A 15,163-nucleotide genomic window follows, 5' to 3' on the forward strand; every position below is an offset into this window, starting at 1 on the left:
TTTAGTTAAAAAAGTCGTCAGTGGATAAAAGGCTATTTTGTTATTTACTTGTTTGATTTATCAGTGATTATTCAATTGTGCTTTTTTTTGATAAAAAAACGGCTTGGGGATATACCCTGATTACCATGAGGTTGTTCACATGGATATCCACAGAAAAAGTGAATAACATCCTTATTATTCATTTCATCTGTTTATAACTATCAATATTTTTCTAGGTTATCCTCAGAGGGTTTAAACCACGCAGATTTAAAATCAAACCAGCCAAAGGTATTCATTCGTACACCGCGCATGGTTTTTTGGCCTTGCAATTCAAGCCAATGATGAAAAACAGGGTGAAAAATTTGCGAGTCAACTAAACTTTCACACCAAGCTTCGACATCTAATTGGTTATTACGCCACTGATTAAGTTCATTGCTGAGAGTGTTATTAAGGCATTGTCGTAGCAATGGCATTTCGTACAAGGTTGCAAAGATGGAAAATTCGAGAGGTTTAAAAAAGTTAGCTGTTGCTAACCAAATATCACTTTCTCCATTGCCATTAAACCAATCATCGTAATCAATGATATTGATCTTAAGTTCCACACCTTGCATCTGTAAAACCCGTTTCATAATTTGGCTAATTGCATAGAACTCATGGTGGTGGCGATAAAAAGTGACAGTAAGCTCAGTTAAATCTTCAGGCTTGGGAAACAAGGTTAGCATTTTACTGTGATGCCAATGGAGTAACAGGCCATAAGCAGGTGCCCAATGGCGCTGATAAAAAGGTTCGCAATGTGCAAGTAGGTTGACAGGGGTTAAAAAGCTACATAACCACTTACGAACATCTTCACGCTGAGCTATCGGTGAACGCTGATCCATTAACAGGAAATAACAGCCTTCTTCCATACGACTTTCGAGCGAGCCATTATGGTGCTTATCACCATCCATTTTTAATGTTGTACAGACCATTTGCTCAGAGAGTTCAGGAACCACCCAAATGGTCACTTCATCGAGTAGCGCACGATAGCCAAAATAGCGGTCGAAAGCCGTAATGGTCAGCTTTTGTGGCAAGTTTTTTTCTACTTGATAAGGGCCAGTGCCGATTGGGCAACGGCTAAAGTTTTCGAGGCTCTCCCACTCTTTCGGTAAAATGGCGGCATGGTGGCTACCTAATAACCAAGGTAGTTGTTTATCAGGCTCACTTAACGTGATATCAATGACATAAGGCTGCGGTGAGCTAACGGATTGAATATGTGAGAATAGCGGCCAACAGGTTTTTAAGCGTAAAAGGGAATAAATAATATCGTCGGTAACCATTTCTCGCCCATGATGGAAATAAATAGCGGGGCGTAAATAAAAACGCCATTGGGTATCGCTGGTGGATTGCCAATGGTGGGCAAGGCCATCTTCTACTTCCCCTTTTTCCTCATTTATATGGGTAAGGCCATTAAATATTTGGCTCATCAAGTGAATTTCTGAGCGGCGCATTGGCGCACCAGGAAGCAATGTCGGGAAATCTCGATAATAAATAATTCGTAATAAATTCTTACCTTGTCGATAGCTGCGTTCCAGTTCAGACAATACCATTTGACGAATGGTTTCCTTATCACCCACTAGGGCGACAAGTTTTTCAATACTTTCTTCTTTGAGTAGTTGTTCAGCCTGTGCCTGCTGTAGCTCCAAGCCATTAACATGAAAAATAAGGGTAGAGCGTTTTCCTCGACCAGACTCTGCCTGCCAACTAAGCCAACCTTGTGACTGCATATTATTAAGCAGAGTACGGACATGACGGCGAGAGCAAAACAGCGTATCAGCGATGTCTTGTAGTGTTGTTTCACTGTCTTGGCCCTGAAAATGTTGCCAGAGACGAATGAATTGGGTTTGTAATCGCGAATTAGACATAAAAGAGGAACTCCGGCAAAAAATACATCAATTTTAATTTCCTAAATTCTCACGATAATAGAAGGTAGTAAGTAGCTCGTTTGGTCTGCAGTTGCAGGCCGACTCCCCCATTTAGAGTAATGGTGTATTATCACCGAGCCGGTTTTTACCGGCTTTTTTTTATTTTTTCGTCATATTTCTCGTTATAGCTGTGTTAGCTTCGTTCAGCTACCCTAGTCACATACTTATGTATGCTCCTAGGCGTATCCTCACTTGCCGCCTTGCTATAACGCGAACTATTTAGAAAAAATTGTTCAGTTAAAAGCAAAAATCTTATTTTGTTATTAATTATACAGGAAGAAATTAATGGGGAAGTGACTAAGGAGTGTAAAGCTGGTAAATATTGACAGGTTCCGCATTTATGGGAGTAAAAAATCTGAATGTGGGATACTCTAAATAGTTCATGTGGCGTGTAGCCGAGCGATGCTAACACCCACGCCACGTGAAATATGACGAGTATCTTAGCTCATGAATGCAGGGATTTGCTGCTCAAAATCCTTGATTTGGTCGACATGCTGCAACGTCAAACCAATACTATCCAAACCATTCATCATGCAGTGGCGACGGAAGCTATCAATTTCAAAATGATAGGTTTTATCACCCGCAGTTACTGTTTGAGCTTCTAAGTCTACCGTAAACTGGCAACCTTCATGGTCATTAACATAGTTAAACAGTTCATCGACTTCGGTTTCACTTAATTTAATTGGTAATAATTGGTTGTTGAACGAGTTACCATAAAAAATATCAGCAAAACTTGGGGCGATAACCACTTGAATACCAAAGTCAGTCAATGCCCAAGGTGCGTGCTCACGGGATGAACCGCAACCAAAATTTTCGCGAGCCAATAAAATACTTGCCCCTTTGAAAACTGGCTTATTTAAGACGAAATCAGGGTTCGGTTGTTGCCCGTTCTCATCTAAAAAGCGCCAGTCATTAAACAAGTGTTGGCCAAAACCAGTGCGAGTCACTTTTTGCAAAAATTGTTTAGGGATAATGGCATCAGTATCCACATTGGCTGCATCTAAAGGAGCAACAATCCCGACGTGTGTAATAAACTTTTCCATCATTTTCTCCTTAGATTTGAATATCACGTACATCAGCAAAATGGCCATTAATCGCTGCTGCAGCCGCCATTGCTGGGCTAACTAAGTGAGTACGGCCTGCTCGACCTTGGCGACCTTCAAAGTTACGGTTACTGGTTGATGCACAGCGTTCGCCAGGGTTTAAACGGTCGTTATTCATCGCTAAGCACATAGAGCATCCTGGCAAACGCCATTCAAAGCCCGCTTCAATGAAAATTTTATCTAAACCTTCTTGTTCCGCTTGGGCTTTAACAGGGCCAGATCCCGGAACAACGATGGCTTGCACGCCATTGGCAACTTTTTTTCCTTTAGCAATTGCAGCTGCTGCACGTAAATCTTCAATACGCGAATTAGTACATGAACCAATAAATACTTTATCAATTTTTACATCAGATAATTTAATACCGGACTCTAACCCCATGTAAGCTAATGCTTTCTCAGCAGAAGCTCGCTCAACAGGGTCTGCAAATGATTCTGGGGCAGGTATCGGTTGGTTAATGGCAATTACTTGCCCCGGGTTAGTTCCCCATGTGACTTGTGGTGCGATGCTACTTGCTTGAATAGTAATGACTTTATCAAATTGTGCATCATCATCAGTTTTTAACGTTTTCCAATACGCAACCGCGTCGTCCCACTGTTGGCCTTTAGGTGCAAATTGGCGACCTTTCATATAGGCAAAGGTGGTTTCATCTGGTGCGATAATCCCCGCTTTCGCACCTAATTCAATAGCCATGTTGCATACCGTCATACGGCCTTCCATGCTCAAGTTTTCGATGGCTTCACCGCAAAACTCGACAATATAGCCAGTACCGCCTGCGCTGCCAGTTGTACCGATAATCGCTAAAACGATATCTTTTGCGGTAATGCCAGCAGGAGCTTTGCCGACGACTTCAATTTTCATTGTTTTAGCGCGTGCTTGTTTCAGTGTTTGAGTCGCCATCACGTGCTCAACTTCTGACGTCCCGATACCAAAGGCTAATGAGCCAAATGCACCGTGTGTTGCGGTGTGGGAGTCTCCACACACAATAGTCATTCCCGGCAAAGTAATACCTTGCTCGGGCCCCATCACATGGACAATACCTTGGTATGGGTGATTCAAATCATATAAAGTTACGCCAAACTCTTTACAGTTTTTCATTAACTCTTGCATTTGAATACGAGCCATATCGCCACAAGCATTAATATCTTTGGTTTGCGTCGATACGTTGTGATCCATGGTGGCAAATGTTTTACTTGGTTGATGCAATGGGCGTTTTTTAGTTCTCAAACCATCAAATGCTTGAGGTGATGTCACTTCATGTACCAAGTGACGATCGATATAAATCAAAGGGATTTCATTTTCGACCTCACGGACAACGTGGGCATCATACAATTTTTGATATAAAGTCTTGGCCATGTTAAACCCCTTCTGCAATATAACGAGCAATAATATCGCCCATTTCACTGGTACTTATTGACTGACCTGCACCTGCTAAGTCTGATGTTCTATAACCTTCTTCTAAGGCTTTATTGACTGCACGCTCGATGGTATCTGCCGCATCCGTTTGGTCTAAGCTAAATCTTAACAGCATGGAAGCAGATAAAATTTGTGCAATTGGGTTAGCAATATTTTTTCCAGCAATATCTGGTGCAGAGCCGCCCGCAGGTTCATACAAACCAAATCCAGCTTCATTTAAACTCGCAGAAGGTAACATGCCCATGGAGCCAGTGATCATCGCACATTCATCAGAAATGATATCGCCGAACAAGTTAGAACATAACACTACATCAAATTGAGATGGGGCTTTGATCATTTGCATTGCTGCGTTATCGATATACATATGGCTGACGGCAACATCTGGGTATTCTTGAGCGATTTGGTTGACCACTTCACGCCATAATACTGAGCTTTGCAACACGTTTGCTTTGTCGATTGATGTGACTTTGTTATTACGTTTGCGAGCCGATTCAAAAGCAATACGTGCGATACGTTCGATTTCATAGCGGTGATAAACTTCAGTATCAAATGCATATTCTTCTTGGCCTTCACCTTTACGGCCTTTCGGTTGACCGAAGTAAATCCCACCGGTTAATTCACGGACACAAAGAATATCGAAACCTTGAGCTGCGATGTCTGCACGTAATGGGCAAAATGCTTCTAATGCTTGATATAAGCGAGCAGGCCGTAAATTACTGAATAATTTAAAATGCTTACGTAAAGGTAATAATGCACCACGTTCAGGCTGGCTATCGGGTGGTAAGTGTTCCCATTTAGGCCCACCGACAGAGCCAAATAATACCGCATCAGCTTCCTCACAACCTGTTACTGTAGCCTGCGGTAACGGTTCACCGTGTTTGTCGATTGCCGCGCCGCCAACATCGTATTCAGTGGTGTTAATTGTTATTGCAAAACGTTTACTGATAGCGGCTAAAACCTTGTGAGCTTGCGCCATCACTTCTGGACCGATGCCATCTCCCGGTAATACGGCAATTTTATAGTTAGACATTGTTAAACTGCTTCCTTTGTGTTTGATTGTGATTCTTGATTTATTTTTTGTTTTTCTTTTTCAACTTGTTCAGAGCGCCAAATGCTATTTAATACATGCACCATGGCTTTCGCTGAAGATTCGACGATATCTGTTGCTAATCCCATCCCGTGGAACTTACGGTTATGGCATTCAACCACGATATCCACTTGGCCTAACGCATTTTCACCATGGCCCTTAGCAGATAACTGGTACGAGACTAATTTCATAGGGAATTGTGTGATGTTGCTGATGGCTTGGTAGATGGCATCAACGGGGCCATTACCGGTCGCCGCTTCAGACTTCACTTCATCGCCACACTGCATTTTGACTGTTGCTGTTGCAACAATACTAGAGCCTGATTGTGTACTGAAATAGTCCATCACGAAGTGGTCAGTTTCATCTTGTTGTTTCGTAAAGAAAGCTAAGGCTTCTAAGTCATAGTCAAAGACTTGACCTTTTTTATCAGCTAAATTCAAAAATGCAGTATACAATTCATCCAATTTGAAGTCTTTACCTTCGTGATACCCCATTTCCTCCATACGGTGTTTAACAGCGGCACGGCCTGAACGTGAGGTTAAATTTAATTGTTGTTCTTTTAAGCCGATAGACTCTGGTGTCATGATTTCGTAGGTTTCACGATTTTTCAACACACCGTCTTGGTGAATACCTGATGAGTGAGCAAATGCGTTACTACCCACAACGGCTTTATTAGCTGGAATTGGTGTATTACATAATTGGCTAACTAATTGGCTGGTACGGTAAATTTCTTTGTGATTAATATTGGTATGCACATTCAACATTTGCTCGCGCAATTTAATGGCCATAATCACTTCTTCTAATGCCGTGTTGCCAGCGCGTTCGCCTAAGCCATTGATGGTACCCTCGACTTGGCGGGCACCGGCTTGTACAGCACTGATTGAGTTAGCAACGGACATCCCTAAATCATCATGGCAATGCACAGAAATAACAGCTTTATCGATATTTGGCACACGGTTATACAAATCAGTGATAATTCCGCCAAACTGGTAAGGAGTTGTGTAACCTACAGTATCTGGGATATTGATTGTTGTTGCACCTGCATTAATAGCCGTTTCTACGATACGACATAAATTATCAGGATCAGTACGGCCCGCATCTTCACAGGAGAATTCAACGTCATCGGTATAGCGTCTTGCGCGCTTAATGGAATTAATTGCCATATCCATTACGCCATCAAAGGATTTATTTAATTTCTTCTCCATATGTAAATTGGAGGTAGCTAAGAAAATATGGATACGAAAGGCTTCGGCAACCTTTAATGACTCAGCTGCAACATCAATGTCATTTTCAATACAACGCGCTAATGCACAAATTCGGCTGTTTTTGATTTCTCTCGCGATGGTTTGTACGGATTCGAAGTCACCCGGTGAAGAGACTGGGAAACCCGCTTCAATGATATCAACCCCTAAACGCTCTAATGCGAAGGCAATTTGTAATTTTTCTTTGACTGACAAACTTGCCTGTAATGCCTGCTCACCGTCGCGTAAGGTGGTATCGAAGATAATGACTTGGTTGCTCATATTGTGTTCCTCATATCGAATTTTGTTTTTTGCTTAGAGTTATGTTCTTCCAAAGCCGCAGGCATAAAAAAACCCGCGGGTTGCGCGGGTTTTTAATGTTTGTGGACAGTTTGTTTCTATTTTTCGTCCATAAGCATACCGCGCAAATTTAATGCGAGTAGTAGTAGGCTTAGTAGGCGAATAGAAAATGTCATTTTAACTGTCTCTCTTGAGTATCTTAATCAAACTGTATTTATTGATACGTTATCTTAAAGTTAATGTCAATCATAGATTTTTAGCATATTTTTACCAATCATGAATTATGGCTTCTGGCTGGTGGTTGTTGCTGTTTTTTTTGTGTATCCCTTCTGTTTTGTCTGGATTTTTGCGTTGTTATAAGGGTAAAATTCTTTTACTATGCTCATTCAAATGTCTTCATGATTAAAGCTATTGATTTTTATGCGGTTTTTATTTTTTGATGTAAGGTGAGACTCAAGGTAGGGAATGAATCATCTTCGCCAATACTTTTTAATTAAGTTAATTATCTAATAAATGAGTATTTAAAAAATAATCTGATAATGAGAATATTTATTGATTCTACATACGATTTATTATGATTTCTTGCAAAAATTGCTTTATTATTTTTACGGTGAGTGATTGCAAGGTTAATAAGTGGTTATCATTCATTATTTTGATGAATATTTACGTTTTATAATGATATTTATACTGCAAGTTTAATTAATAGGTAAAGTAATATAAACGTCGTTTTAATAAATGCAGGGAAAGCGAAATGACTTATTATCTATAAGTTGTTTTAAGAATAATATTTAATGAATTTATATATTCGTCGGTTTTTTAAGATGAATGACTCTTTTCGTTAATGAAAAATGATAAATATATTAGTGGAGTAAAAATGACTGATTTTGATACAATTTCAACAGCTAAAAAAGACAGTAGCGATATTCATTTACGTAATGTTGATCTCAACCTATTAACGGTTTTTGACGTGGTTATGCAGATGCAAAACGTGACAAAAGCAGCGCAAGTTCTAGGGATGTCTCAACCTGCGGTGAGTAACGCGGTTTCACGTTTAAAATCAATGTTTAATGATGAGTTGTTTGTCCGGTATGGGCGTGGCATTCAGCCGACATCTCGTGCTAAGCAATTGTTCGGGCCTATTAGGCAAGCATTACAACTAGTTCATAATGAATTACCTAGTGCAGGTTTCAATCCACAAACTAGTGATCGAGTATTTAATTTATCTATTTGTTCACCGTTAGATATTCGTCTAGCTGCTATTATTGTCGAAAAATTTAAGGTAGTTTCGCCTAATATTAATATAGTCATTCATTCTTTTATGGATAATAAAATTGCTCATCAATTAAAATACCAAGAAATGGATTTTTTCCTTGGCTATAATCAATTAGAAAAAACAGAATTTCAACATCAGGTTTTATTTGATGATGAATTAGTGTTAGTGGTGGCTAGTCATCACCCGCGTATTGGTAATTCAATTTCTGAAATTGAACTAAATAATGAACGTCATGCGATTATGTCAATGGATAACATGGGGTCATTTAGTAAACCTTATTATAATAATACTGAGTTATCGCATACGATTAGCTATCAAGGTACTGACTTAAATAGTGTATTGAGTATTGTTGCTCAAACTGATCTCGTCGCGATTGTACCAAAATGGCTAGTGAGTCATTACTTTGGGAAACTAAAATTACGAACATTATCGTTGCCATGGCTTCGAGATACACTGCCTTGCTATTTAACTTGGCATGAATCAACGGTCAGGGATAAAGGCCATCAATGGATGAAATCTCAATTTACTCAATTAATTGAAGAGCTCTCTGAACAGGCTGTTGCTGCATAGTACTCCTATTTAAAAATTGCTAGAGGTTGTTGGCGAGCTCAGACATTGTGAGTAATAAATAACGCATATTGTTAAGGGGTAATAACAAATGAGATTGCCCCTTAAAGCTAACAACCTCTATATTTCTATAGATGCACTTATAACAAAATAGATACGCCAACAAGATAATTAACTCACTATCGTGAGCGTTATGATGAGTTTTGTAGCAGACATAACATTTGCACAAAATTTACATATAAATGCTTTTCACGCATCTCTTTAGTCGATACACTGCGAATATTCAGCTAACACTTGTAAGCTGAAATAATAAGAATAGTTAAGTGCTTGTGAATGTACCGAGTAACTTATATCGATAATGACCTATAGGGAATACACTTTGATTACTGAAAATCTATATCCATACCACTTGGTTAATCGCTTACGTAGCAGGGTTACTGCGCACGAATCGGCGAACCGGATAGCTTTCAGTCAATGGGATAACGGGCAACAGAGCTCATTAACTTGGGGGGAGATAGGTGAGCGTACATCAGCGATTTCTCGTCGTCTCTTAGCATTAAACGTTATCACACAAGAAAATATTGGGTTATTTGCCCATAACAGCATGAATTGGTCATTGGTTGACTTTGCCGCGTTACAAATTAGGGCTGTCACAGTGCCACTTTATGCAACTAGCAGTGTTGAGCAGGCGGCGTATATTATTAATGATGCCAATATTAAAGTGTTGTTTGTTGGGGAAGATATGCAATATCAAGTTGCATGCCAATTACCGGCTCTTTGCCCCCAATTAACGACGATTATCGTGATGAATGACAATATTGAGTTGGCTGATATTTCAATCGACACCCTGCATTTATCCACATTTATGGCGCAAGCACAAACCGAATACCAAACGGAACTTGATGAGCGCATCGCTGCACATAATCTCGGTGATTTATTTACCATCATTTATACATCAGGCACTACTGGAGAGCCCAAAGGCGTTATGTTGGATTACTACAACATGGCTGCCCAACTGTATCTCCATGACGAACGATTACAACTAACCGCTGACGATGTTTCTTTAAGTTTTTTACCGCTTTCACATGTTTTTGAACGTGCGTGGAGCTTTTACGTTATGCACGTTGGGGCGTTAAACGTTTATTTAACAGACACCAATCAAGTTCGGGAAGCATTAGCGGAGGTAAAACCGACCGTGATGTGTGCGGTTCCCCGTTTTTATGAAAAAGTTTATTCAGCAATACACAGTAAAGTGGCAAAAGCACCTCTCATTCGTAGGGCGCTATTTCGCTGTGCAATATCCCTTGGCAAGCGCCGTGTGAAAGCCTTAACAAAAGGCCACAACCCCTCTTTAGTTAACCGCGCTATTTTTCCGATGGTTGATAAACTGGTTCTCAGTAAAATTCGCGAAGGGTTAGGAGGTCGAATTCGTTTCATGCCAGCCGCTGGCGCCCGTCTTGATGACGATGTGATTGCATTTTTCCTTTCAGCAGGGGTAAATATCAAATATGGCTATGGCATGTCAGAAACCTGTGCCACGGTATCTTGCTGGGAAGAAGGTAAATACCCATTAGGTTCGATAGGTACACCGTTATCTTCTGTTTCAGTGCGTATTGGTAAAGACGATGAAATACAAGTAAAAGGGCCAGTGGTCATGAAAGGCTATTTCAATCGACCAATTGAAACCTTGGATACGTTTACAGCAGATGGCTGGCTAAAAACGGGTGATGCAGGAAAGATTGACGAACAAGGCAATTTATATATTACGGATAGGCTAAAAGATTTAATGAAAACGTCTAACGGAAAATATATTGCACCACAGATGATTGAAGGCGTATTAGGACAAGACAAGTTTATTGAACACATCGCAGTCATTGCAGATGCGCGTAAGTTTGTTTCAGCGCTGATCGTGCCTTGCTATGACAGCTTAGAAGAATATGCCCATTCAATAAACCTGAAATATCGAGATCGTTTAGAACTCTTAAAAGACTCGAATATTGTGGCATTATTTGAAAATCGCTTAAAAGATTTACAAAAGAATATCGAAAATTTCCACCAAGTTAAGCGTTTTACATTGCTACCAACCACATTTTCAATGGAAAAAGGTGAATTAACACCAACTTTAAAATTGCGTCGTAAAATCATTTCTGAGCGCTATCAATTAGAAATTGAATCGATGTACAAAGAATAATTTACCATCTAATTATCTGGCTTACCTGTATTATGGGTAAGTCAGTTCTTGTTTTTGTTTTGTTCTTATTTATTCAGATAATCACTTAATATTAAAACCAGAATACTTCCAACTAATTAAAGTTGCACTGTTTTTTCATTCATAGTAGTCATTATTTCTCCCTTTATTTTTATACGCAGTCAATTTATCTATCAAATACCCATGTTCAAGATGATGTGAAATTTTCGTGATCCTTGCACTTAAATGGTGTTTGCTTCGTTTCAGCCAGAGCGATATGTTAATAGCACGAATTCCACAATTTAAATGATAAAAATAAAGAGGTAGTTCATACCTCTTCACTTGCAAATAATGTCTGGGGGCAAACTCATGGAGATGTTGTCGGGAGCGGAAATGGTCGTCAAGTCGTTGATTGACCAAGGAGTAAAGCACGTGTTTGGTTATCCAGGCGGTGCAGTATTAGATATTTATGATGCACTTCATACGGTTGGTGGGGTAGAACATATTTTAGTGCGCCATGAACAAGCCGCCGTTCATATGGCAGATGGTTATGCACGCTCAACAGGGGATGTTGGGGTTGTTTTAGTGACATCTGGTCCTGGGGCAACAAATGCGATTACCGGTATTGCGACGGCTTATATGGACTCCGTACCAATGGTGGTGTTATCAGGGCAGGTTGCAAGCTCGCTAATTGGTAACGATGCGTTTCAAGAGTGCGATATGGTTGGAATCTCAAGGCCAATAGTTAAGCACAGTTTTTTAATTAAAAGCGCAGAAGAAATTCCTGAAACCATCAAGAAAGCGTTTTATATTGCAGCAAGTGGCCGTCCAGGGCCTGTGGTGATTGATTTTCCTAAGGACACCGTTAACCCGGCTTTGAAGTTTGCTTACCGTTATCCAGAGAACGTTTCTCTGCGGTCTTATAACCCTACATTACAAGGACACAAAGGCCAAATCAAAAAAGCATTAACTAAATTGGTTTCGGCCAAAAAACCAGTTTTCTATATTGGCGGAGGGGCGATTAACGCGAATTGCTCTGCTGAACTTATAGAGTTGGCAGAAAAACTGCAATTACCAGTGGTATCAACCTTAATGGGATTAGGGGCTTTCCCAGAAACGCACAAGCAATCCGTGGGAATGCTTGGGATGCATGGAACCTATGAAGCCAACAAGGTGATGCATAACTCGGATGTAATTTTTGCCGTAGGGGTTCGTTTTGATGATAGGACAACGAACAATTTAGAAAAATATTGCCCAAATGCGACCGTCATTCAAATTGATGTTGACCCAACGTCTATCTCAAAAACGGTCAATGCCGATATCCCAATTGTTGGTGATGCAAAACTCACATTAAAACAAATGTTAGGTCAGTTAGACCAGGCTTCAGCCAAACAAGACAACCAAGCACTCACTGCGTGGTGGAAAGAAATTGAGCAATGGCGCAATAAGCAATGTTTACGTTACGAAATAAGCCAAACAAAAGTTAAACCACAGCAAGCCATTGAAATGATTTATCGTTTAACGAAAGGTGAAGCGTATGTAACGTCTGACGTTGGGCAGCACCAAATGTTCGCCGCATTGTATTATCCCTTTGATAAACCTCGCCATTGGATAAACTCAGGAGGACTCGGTACGATGGGCTTTGGCTTACCTGCTGCTTTAGGAGTGAAATTAGCGCATCCAAAATCGACCGTTGTCTGTGTGACAGGGGATGGTAGCATCCAGATGAACATTCAAGAGCTTTCAACCGCTCTGCAATATGGCTTACCGGTTTTAGTGCTCAACTTAAATAATGGTTTCTTAGGCATGGTAAAACAGTGGCAGGATATGATTTATCAAGGCCGTCACTCACAATCTTACATGCAATCATTGCCTGATTTCATCAAGTTAGCACAAGCGTATGGCCACGTTGGTATTTCGATAGCAACACCTGATGAGCTAGAAGAAAAACTAAAACAAGCCCTTGTTGAAGTGAATGAAAATCAGCGATTAGTTTTCGTTGACGTCAATATTGATGAAACTGAGCACGTTTATCCAATGCAGATCCGTGGTGGTGCAATGGATGAAATGTGGTTGAGCAAAACAGAGAGGACCTGATCATGCGTCGTATTTTATCCGTTTTATTAGAAAATGAATCAGGTGCTTTGTCCCGTGTCATAGGTCTGTTCTCTCAGCGTGGTTATAATATTGAAAGTTTGACCGTTGCACCAACAGATGACCCAACCTTGTCACGTATGACTATCCAAACTAAAGGGGATGCAAAGGTTCTGGAGCAAATTGAGAAACAATTGCATAAACTGGTTGATGTGTTGCGCGTCAGCGAGCTGACGGCGTCAGCACATATTGAGCGTGAAATCATGTTAGTGAAGCTACAAGCCTCTGGATATGGGCGTGATGAAGTGAAGCGCTGTGCAGATATTTTCCGTGGACAAATTGTTGATGTCACCCCAACGCTTTATACCGTTCAGCTAGCGGGAACAAGCGAAAAACTGGACGCTTTCATCGAATCAGTGCGTGGTGTTGCTGAAATTGTTGAAGTTGTACGCTCAGGGATCGTCGGTGTTTCGCGCGGTGATAAAATTATGCGATGAAAAATTTATCTTCCGAAGGTAGAATAATCGCGTTTAAGGCCCCGAATGACTCGGGGCTATTCCCAAAATTGTAAAGAGGTTAACGTGAAACTGGATGAGATAGCCCGTCTAGCGGGTGTTTCCCGCACAACGGCTAGTTATGTGATCAACGGCAAGGCCAAGCAGTATCGAGTCAGCGATAAAACTGTAGAAAAAGTGATGGCAGTCGTCAGAGAGCACAATTACCATCCAAATGCAGTTGCTGCGGGGCTACGAGCAGGGCGTACCCGTTCTATAGGGTTAGTGATCCCTGACTTGGAAAATACGAGCTATACCCGTATAGCAAATTACCTTGAAAGGCAGGCGCGTCAGCGTGGTTATCAATTGTTGATAGCATGCTCAGAAGACCAACCCGACAATGAAATTCGTTGTGTTGAACACCTTTTACAACGACAAGTTGATGCCATAATTGTTTCTACAGCATTACCGCCAGAACATCCGTTCTATCAGCGTTGGGCGAATCGTTCTTTACCGATTATCGCACTGGATAGAGCCCTTGAAAAAGAACACTTTATTAGTGTTGTTGGTGATGACCAAGAAGATGCTTTCATGATTTCAGCGGAATTACGCAAATTTAAAGCTGAATCGGTATTGTATTTGGGTGCGTTACCTGAGTTATCAGTCAGTTATCTACGCGAGCAAGGTTTCCGTAAAGCATGGCATGAAGACCCACGCAAGATTGATTACCTGTATGCAAATAGCTATGAACGCGATTCAGCTGCAGAGGTTTTTGCTCATTGGCTTGATAGTGGTAACAAGATGCCAGACGCACTATTTACAACATCATTCTCCTTACTACAAGGCGTGCTAGATGTCGCATTGAAGCGCAGTGGACGTTTACCTGAGCATATGGTTATTGCCACATTTGGTGATAATGAATTATTAGACTTCCTTGAATGCCCAGTGCTTTCTTTGGCACAGCGTCATAGAGACATCGCTGAACGCATCTTAGAATTGGTACTCGCCAGCCTTGATGAAAAGCAAAAACCAGAACCTGGTATTACACGTATTCGTCGTGATTTATGTCGCCGTGGAAGTTTAGGTCGTAAGCAGTAATGAAATAGATTTAACTTTAATCGAACAGTGAATATTTACACGATAATGAGTGATGTTGGTCACAATAATGAGTAATATAACGGCCCCTATCTTGTAGGGGCTTTTTTTTTATAGGCTAAATTTAGGTAAATATTTAACTTTAGGATTTATCTTAATCGGCTTGTTGCTGATTTTAAAATGAAAGCTAAATCGGATGAATAAATTAATATAAATTTATTGTGGTTGTATTACTGATTTGTGCGATAAATATTTTGAAGTAAATTACTGTTTATTAAAACAGTAATTTACTTTATTGATATATAATGATTTTATTTTATTAGCGGCACGCTTTGGGCCTATTTAAAAATTAATGATTATTTGAGGA

The 15,163-nt window shown here is 40.4% G+C and carries 10 protein-coding genes; 5 read left to right on the forward strand and 5 right to left on the reverse strand.

From position 1 onward, the window contains the following. Positions 1 to 200 precede the first annotated feature (200 nt). The 5 genes from sgrR to leuA form a co-directional block, all read right to left on the reverse strand. A complete protein-coding gene (sgrR, locus tag PSE72_RS07740) occupies positions 201 to 1,880 on the reverse strand; it encodes an HTH-type transcriptional regulator SgrR (RefSeq protein ID WP_198641431.1) in 1,680 nt (559 codons plus the stop codon). A gap of 500 nt (positions 1,881 to 2,380) precedes the next feature. Then, positions 2,381 to 2,986, reverse strand: coding sequence for a 3-isopropylmalate dehydratase small subunit (leuD, locus tag PSE72_RS07745; RefSeq protein ID WP_109912697.1), 606 nt, complete (start codon positions 2,984 to 2,986; stop codon positions 2,381 to 2,383). Positions 2,987 to 2,993: 7 nt separating this feature from the next. After that, positions 2,994 to 4,397, reverse strand: coding sequence for a 3-isopropylmalate dehydratase large subunit (leuC, locus tag PSE72_RS07750; protein ID WP_004913219.1), 1,404 nt, complete (start codon positions 4,395 to 4,397; stop codon positions 2,994 to 2,996). A gap of 1 nt (position 4,398) precedes the next feature. Next, positions 4,399 to 5,487: a 3-isopropylmalate dehydrogenase gene (leuB, locus tag PSE72_RS07755; protein ID WP_198641432.1), complete on the reverse strand. Its 1,089-nt coding sequence runs from the start codon at positions 5,485 to 5,487 to the stop codon at positions 4,399 to 4,401. A gap of 2 nt (positions 5,488 to 5,489) precedes the next feature. After that, a complete protein-coding gene (gene leuA, locus PSE72_RS07760) occupies positions 5,490 to 7,067 on the reverse strand; it encodes a 2-isopropylmalate synthase (protein WP_004262054.1) in 1,578 nt (525 codons plus the stop codon). 892 nt (positions 7,068 to 7,959) lie between these two features. Here leuA and leuO point away from each other — a divergent pair. The 5 genes from leuO to cra all read left to right on the forward strand — a co-directional run bounded on the left by leuO (position 7,960) and on the right by cra (position 14,799). After that, entirely contained in the window at positions 7,960 to 8,928 is a 969-nt protein-coding gene (leuO, locus tag PSE72_RS07765) for a transcriptional regulator LeuO (protein WP_115166871.1), read from the forward strand. Between the two features lie 355 nt (positions 8,929 to 9,283). Further along, a complete protein-coding gene (locus PSE72_RS07770; RefSeq protein WP_115166872.1) occupies positions 9,284 to 11,116 on the forward strand; it encodes an AMP-dependent synthetase/ligase in 1,833 nt (610 codons plus the stop codon). 366 nt (positions 11,117 to 11,482) lie between these two features. Then, entirely contained in the window at positions 11,483 to 13,210 is a 1,728-nt protein-coding gene (gene ilvI / locus PSE72_RS07775; protein WP_115166873.1) for an acetolactate synthase 3 large subunit, read from the forward strand. Positions 13,211 to 13,212: 2 nt separating this feature from the next. Then, complete coding sequence (gene ilvN / locus PSE72_RS07780; RefSeq protein WP_004262045.1) at positions 13,213 to 13,704, forward strand: acetolactate synthase small subunit; 492 nt, start codon at positions 13,213 to 13,215, stop codon at positions 13,702 to 13,704. 84 nt (positions 13,705 to 13,788) lie between these two features. Next, positions 13,789 to 14,799 carry a catabolite repressor/activator gene (gene cra / locus PSE72_RS07785; protein WP_004913203.1) on the forward strand — a complete coding sequence of 337 codons (1,011 nt, stop codon included), beginning with the start codon at positions 13,789 to 13,791 and terminating at the stop codon, positions 14,797 to 14,799. Positions 14,800 to 15,163 lie beyond the last annotated feature (364 nt).

The sequence above is a fragment of the Providencia sp. PROV116 genome, from assembly GCF_028482485.1.
In the GTDB taxonomy this organism is placed as follows: Bacteria; Pseudomonadota; Gammaproteobacteria; order Enterobacterales; family Enterobacteriaceae; genus Providencia; species Providencia rettgeri.

Bases quoted from the DNA above. Each gene is read 5' to 3' on its own strand.
- leuB (WP_198641432.1), bottom strand. From the start codon at position 5,487: ATGTCTAACTATAAAATTGCCGTATTACCGGGAGATGGCATCGGTCCA.
- leuC (WP_004913219.1), bottom strand. From the start codon at position 4,397: ATGGCCAAGACTTTATATCAAAAATTGTATGATGCCCACGTTGTCCGT.
- ilvI (WP_115166873.1), top strand. From the start codon at position 11,483: ATGGAGATGTTGTCGGGAGCGGAAATGGTCGTCAAGTCGTTGATTGAC.
- leuD (WP_109912697.1), bottom strand. From the start codon at position 2,986: ATGATGGAAAAGTTTATTACACACGTCGGGATTGTTGCTCCTTTAGAT.
- sgrR (WP_198641431.1), bottom strand. From the start codon at position 1,880: ATGTCTAATTCGCGATTACAAACCCAATTCATTCGTCTCTGGCAACAT.
- leuO (WP_115166871.1), top strand. From the start codon at position 7,960: ATGACTGATTTTGATACAATTTCAACAGCTAAAAAAGACAGTAGCGAT.
- leuA (WP_004262054.1), bottom strand. From the start codon at position 7,067: ATGAGCAACCAAGTCATTATCTTCGATACCACCTTACGCGACGGTGAG.
- ilvN (WP_004262045.1), top strand. From the start codon at position 13,213: ATGCGTCGTATTTTATCCGTTTTATTAGAAAATGAATCAGGTGCTTTG.
- PSE72_RS07770 (WP_115166872.1), top strand. From the start codon at position 9,284: ATGACCTATAGGGAATACACTTTGATTACTGAAAATCTATATCCATAC.